This window comes from Streptomyces sp. NPDC059718 (assembly GCF_042733315.1).
GTDB lineage: Bacteria > Actinomycetota > Actinomycetes > Streptomycetales > Streptomycetaceae > Actinacidiphila.
Window position 1 is genome coordinate 1 of the sequence record NZ_JBHWGA010000117.1, and the last position, 4944, is coordinate 4944.

2 protein-coding genes and 3 pseudogenes are annotated in these 4944 nt (G+C 66.3%); 2 read left to right on the plus strand and 3 right to left on the minus strand.

Annotated features, from left to right (window positions below; all coding sequences use genetic code 11):
* Nucleotides 1-245 (plus strand): annotated as a pseudogene (locus tag ACFV3E_RS46375) (hypothetical protein); the annotation flags it as partial.
* A gap of 89 nt (nucleotides 246-334) precedes the next feature.
* Here the strand turns inward: ACFV3E_RS46375 and ACFV3E_RS46380 are convergent.
* Both ACFV3E_RS46380 and ACFV3E_RS46385 read right to left on the minus strand, forming a co-directional pair.
* On the minus strand, nucleotides 335-922 hold the full coding sequence (locus ACFV3E_RS46380; protein ID WP_500542551.1) for a transposase family protein: 588 nt from the start codon (nucleotides 920-922) through the stop codon (nucleotides 335-337).
* Nucleotides 923-1307: 385 nt separating this feature from the next.
* Entirely contained in the window at nucleotides 1308-1913 is a 606-nt protein-coding gene (locus ACFV3E_RS46385) for a TetR/AcrR family transcriptional regulator (protein WP_500542553.1), read from the minus strand.
* 326 nt (nucleotides 1914-2239) lie between these two features.
* Here ACFV3E_RS46385 and ACFV3E_RS46390 point away from each other — a divergent pair.
* Nucleotides 2240-2951: pseudogene (locus ACFV3E_RS46390) on the plus strand (IS6 family transposase).
* 261 nt (nucleotides 2952-3212) lie between these two features.
* On the opposite strand, the pseudogene ACFV3E_RS46395 reads toward ACFV3E_RS46390, so the two are convergent.
* Nucleotides 3213-4552: pseudogene (locus ACFV3E_RS46395) on the minus strand (IS1380 family transposase).
* Between the last annotated feature and the right edge of the window lie 392 nt (nucleotides 4553-4944).

The following is a 4944-nucleotide window of genomic DNA, read 5'->3' on the forward strand; positions in this document are numbered from 1 at the left end:
CTTGCTTGAGCCGTGTGCTCGGACAACGGGCCCGCACGGTTCTGAGGGGGGACCGCCGCAGCAATGCGGCGGTCCTACCCGACCAGACCGCGAAGAACGAGTGCGGCCTGGACCAGTACGAAGTCCGCCGATACGACGCCTGGTACCGGCACATCACCTTGTCCATGGCCACCCTCGCCGCGCTCACCGCGATGCGGGCACACGAGCTGGCAAAGGGGGCTCCACAACAGGAAACGGCGGACTGATACCCCTGTCCGTCCCGGAGATCCGCCGCCTGATCGGACTGATCCTTCACCCCCACCACCTCACCCCGATCCACCACCTGAGCTGGTCCTTATGGCGACGGCACAGCCAGACCAGGGCCCGGCGCTCCCACTACAAACGACGAGGTCATACCCAGTAACTGTGATTGCAGTACTAGGCAGTTCAGCACACTTGCCCAGGTCAACACGTGGTGCAGTACGCCCAGCAGTCGGACTCCGGCCGAGCCGGCCAGCGCGACGGCGACCGCGTCGACCACCGTCTGCAGGGCCGGAGTGCGACGCTGGTAGCGCTGCGTCAGGCCGGTGACCTGCTCGCAGGCCGGGTTCTCGCAGTACAGGCGGCGCACTGATAAGTCGATCATGACCGCACGGCCGCCCACCGCCTCGTCCGCGACATGCCGCACATACCGTGAATGCACCCAGTCCGACACCTGCCCGCACCCCGGACACTCTGCCAGAGCGTCATTCCCGGTCCGGGCCGTGATCCGCAGCAGATCCCCGCTGACCTCCACTCGCTCGACCTGCACCGCGGCCAGCTGCGGCAGCAGGTCCCCCACCATTGACAACACACACAACCAGCCTGCCACCGCCAAATCACCGGCACCACAGACGAGTTGAAGGCGATCACCGGCTACGAAAATCTTGTAAGACCCGAACATTTTACACCCCCCGGCAGGATGCGTAACCAACGAGGCTCCCCGGCAGAAGAGTTGAGACTTCAGAAATCTCGCTCAACCGCCGAGGAGCCTTCACCGATATCCGACCAGCCAGCCGTCACCCGATCGGTGGTCCCACTGAAAAGGCTCACTGACCGGGGTGTCCACGATCCAGGGGAAACGCCCGCGCTTCATCAGCACGACGTCCCGGCCGGCAGCTCCTGCGAGGCGGACACCCGCTGCCCGTGCCTCCTCGGAGCCCGCCGCGGACCACCGCGATGCGGTGCTCACGTCGGACGGGCACGAGAGGCTCTTCACCCCGTGCGTTCGCGGGCAGCGTCCGAGGCGCCTTGGTCCTGGCGCCACGCGTATGGCCCGCTCGGGTTGATCAGGCAGGCACGAGGAAGGACTCGACCTGGTCGAGCATCGTGTCCAGCCCTACCTCAAGCGCCCAGGTGTCGCGGCGGATCTGGGTGAGCAGCAGACCGCCCTGCAGCGTGGTCAGCAGCGACAACCCCAACCGTTCCGGGTCGGCGTCGGCACGCAGTTCACCCCGATCCTGCATGGCCTGCAGGCCGTCCACAACGGACTTCTCCCAAAGGGCGAACCCGGCGGCGACCTCCTTGCGGGCATCCGGATCGGTTTCGGCCAGCTGACTGCCCAGCGTCCCAATAGGACAGCCTCCGGCGCAGTCCAGTGAGCGCTCCAGATTCACAGCGAAATCCCGCCAGGCCCGCAACGCCTCCATGCTGTCAAGCCGGCTGTACTGAGGCTCGACGGCCCCGAACGCTCGAAGAACCTGCACCGTCTGCACGGCGATAACCGCCTTGACTAGAGACTTCTTGTCCTTGAAGTAATGGTAAATCTGCGAAGGGCTCACTCCTGCGGCTTCCTGTACGTCCTCGATGCTGGTGCAGGCCACGCCGCGCTCGAACATCAGGGCTGCAGCAGCGGCCGCGATCCGGTCGCGTGTTGCCTGGCCCTTGCGCGTCAAGCGTGGGGTAGTAGTAACGACCTCATCACCGTGCATGTCACGAGGATAAGCATTCTGGAGTAAACATTACAAACCTTCGCGCCTACCCTCTGGTCGCGGCAGCCGGTGGGGTGGCCCGGGCCAGAAGGTGCACGCAAGATCGCCCGCGGAACCAGCGCAGCACCAGCACTGCCCGCCGCAACGGCCCCAGCGCCCGCGACTGTCCCCGGTGTACCCAGCACTTTGCAGTGAACAGCAAGCAGCCTCGCCAGGGTGTTGTCAACTTGGCTGTGGCCTGCCCGTGAGATGGTCATTTGGATCGTTCGGGCTGGTAGGGAGGAGTCGCTGTGGAGGCCGAGGCGCCGTTATACAAGGGGTTCCGGTTCCTGGCGGAGATCATCAGCCACGCGGTGTGGCTGTACCACCGCTTCCCGCTGAGCTTCCGTGAGGTGGAGTTGCTGCTGACCTGCGGGATCACCGTCTCCAACGAGAGCATCCGGCAGTGCGCGAAGTTCGGGCCCGAGTACGCCCGTCGGCTGCGGCGCCGACGGCCCCGGGCCGGCGACAAATGGCACCTCGACGAGGTCTACATCAAGATCAACGGCGAGCGGAAGTACCTGTGGCGGGCCGTCGACTAGCACGGCAACGTCCTGGACATCCTGGTCCAGAGCAAGCGTGACGCCGAGGCCGCCCGCCGCTTCCTCGCCAAGCTGATGAAGAAGCAGTGCCGGGTCCCACGGGTACTGGTCACCGATGGCCTCGCCTCCTACCGCGTCGCCCACCGCGAACTGATGCGCTCGGTCGAGCACCGAAAATCCGAGCACCAGAACAACCGCGCCGAGAACTCCCATCAGCCCACCCGCCAGCGCGAACGAGCCATGAAGGGCTTCCGGACAGTGGCGGGTCACAGAGATTCCTGTCCGCCTTCAGCGCGATCCCACCCCACTCCCGAGCCCCACGCCACCTCATGACCGCCAGCCGGCACCGAGCCGAAATGATCACCGCTTCGCCATCTGGGACCAGATCACCGGCACCACCAGCCTGCCCGCCGCGGCCTGAAACACGGCCCGCCACCGCCCCGACACGCCCTGACGCATCACCAGCCAGTCATACCCCGAGCAAGTTGACAACGCCTCGGGCAGCCACAAAACCACAGGTCACAACCACCATCTGAGCCTGGATACACCGGGCGGATTCTGGTGAGCGTTTCCGGTTGATTCCGGCACGGGTTTTCGCTGGTGGGTGTGGGTGATCGCCGGGTAGCCGTCCCGGTGGCGGGGTCTCCCAGGTCCTTGGTCGTAGGCGGGCAGGGCGGCGAGGTCAGGTCCGCAGGCGGCAGCCGACGGCCGTCCACAACGTCTCGAAGGCGTCTTGCCAGGGCCAGCGTTCGGGCAGGTGGAAGGTCAGGGTGCATCCGCGGACAGCCAGTCTTGCCGGGACCGCGATCAGGTGGCGGCGGATGGTGCCGACGCGGGCCTTGGCGTGGAAAGCGGAGGCCAGGGTACCCAGGGCGCGGGTGAGGTTGTGCGCGAGCGCGGCCAGGGTGAGCCAGGCCGCGGTCGCAGTGAACTTCCCCGACGGCAGGTGCCCAAGGGCCGAGTCCTCAAGATCGGCGAAGACGTGTTCCACGATCGCGTGCGCGCGGTGACACTTCTCGGCCTCGACCATGTCGTAGGGACTGTCGGTGAACACCGCGTGGAAGCGCCAGATCTTGAACAACTCGCCCTGCCCGTCAGGAACATGGGTGTCGTTGAGGCGCCTGACGCGGCGGATGAGCAGCCGGGCCCTCGTGTGGTACTTCTTGGCCTTGCCGGTGAACGCGGTGTACTCCACCTCCGCGTCCGAGATCCAGCGTTGCTCGGTAGCGTCCCAGATCGCCTTGGGGTACTTGACCGGTGTCCCAGGCATCTTCGGGGATCGCGGCGATGGCCTGGCGGACCTTCTTGCGTTGCGCAACCGCCAGTGAGAACCGCGCCTTCGCGCGACGGCAGACGACCACGACCTTGTGGGAGAAGAACGCCGAGTCGGCACGGACCACGATCATGCTGGTGGCGCCCATCGCCCGCACCTGGGCGATGGCCTCGGCGATCAGATGGGCGGCGCCCTTGGCCGAGCCGGCCGAGCCCTTGCGGAGACGGGATGCCACGATCACCGGCGCCGCGAGCGGGGTGGAGGCGGTCACGATCTGGAAGTGCAAGCCTTTGACCTTGGTGTATCCGTGCTCGGCGCCCTGCTTGGCGGCCCCGTAGACCTGCTTCACCTTCGAATCGATGTCCAGGTAGACGACCTGCAGGACCCGAATCGCCTCGACGGGCCCGTCACCGTGCTTGGGTACGACCGCTGCCTCACCGCTGAGCACTGCCCGGGCGGCGGCCTCCGCATCCACCGCGTCAGTCTTGCCCCGCCGCTGGCGTAACGCCCGGTTCGGCCGGTTGACCTCGACGACTTCCACACCAGCGGCACGCAGGGCTCGGGTCAAGCCAGCTCCATAGGAGCCGGCGCCCTCCACGCCGACCCGATTCACCTGGCCGGTGATGCGGGCCCAGTGCAGCAGCTCCTGGTAGCCGGCAGCTGATGGCCACGGCCACGTGGCAGTCCTTGTGTGTGTCGACACCGGCAACGACCTCGGCCTGGTCGGGGTCCGTCACTGGAGTGAGCACGGGCTTGTCTCTCTTCCCGCTGGTCGGAGCATTGCCAGCCACCGGACGGGAAGAGCGGTCAGACCTGTGACGATGCCGCAGAAAAGCCCCTATTTGGACACGAGCCCATCCCGGTAGCGCACACACCGCCCCGGATGCAGCCGGCAGATCGCATTCAGGGCATCAACAAGCGAGCCAGGCAGGATATGGGCCAGACCGCACCTCGGGACGGCATCCCCATTCTCACAGGCAGGGTACGTAACCAACGAGGCTCCCCGGCAGCAGAGTTGAGACGTCAGGCATCTCGCTCAACCGCCCATTGCTCGGGTGGTCTTGGCGATGTTGTCGGCTCCGAGGGTTTTCAGCACGCCGATGGCGAGGTTGCGGAGGGTCGCCATGGCGCGGGGTGCGGT

Coding starts and splice junctions, on each gene's coding strand:
- ACFV3E_RS46380 (WP_500542551.1), bottom strand. CDS start 922: ATGTTCGGGTCTTACAAGATTTTCGTAGCCGGTGATCGCCTTCAACTC.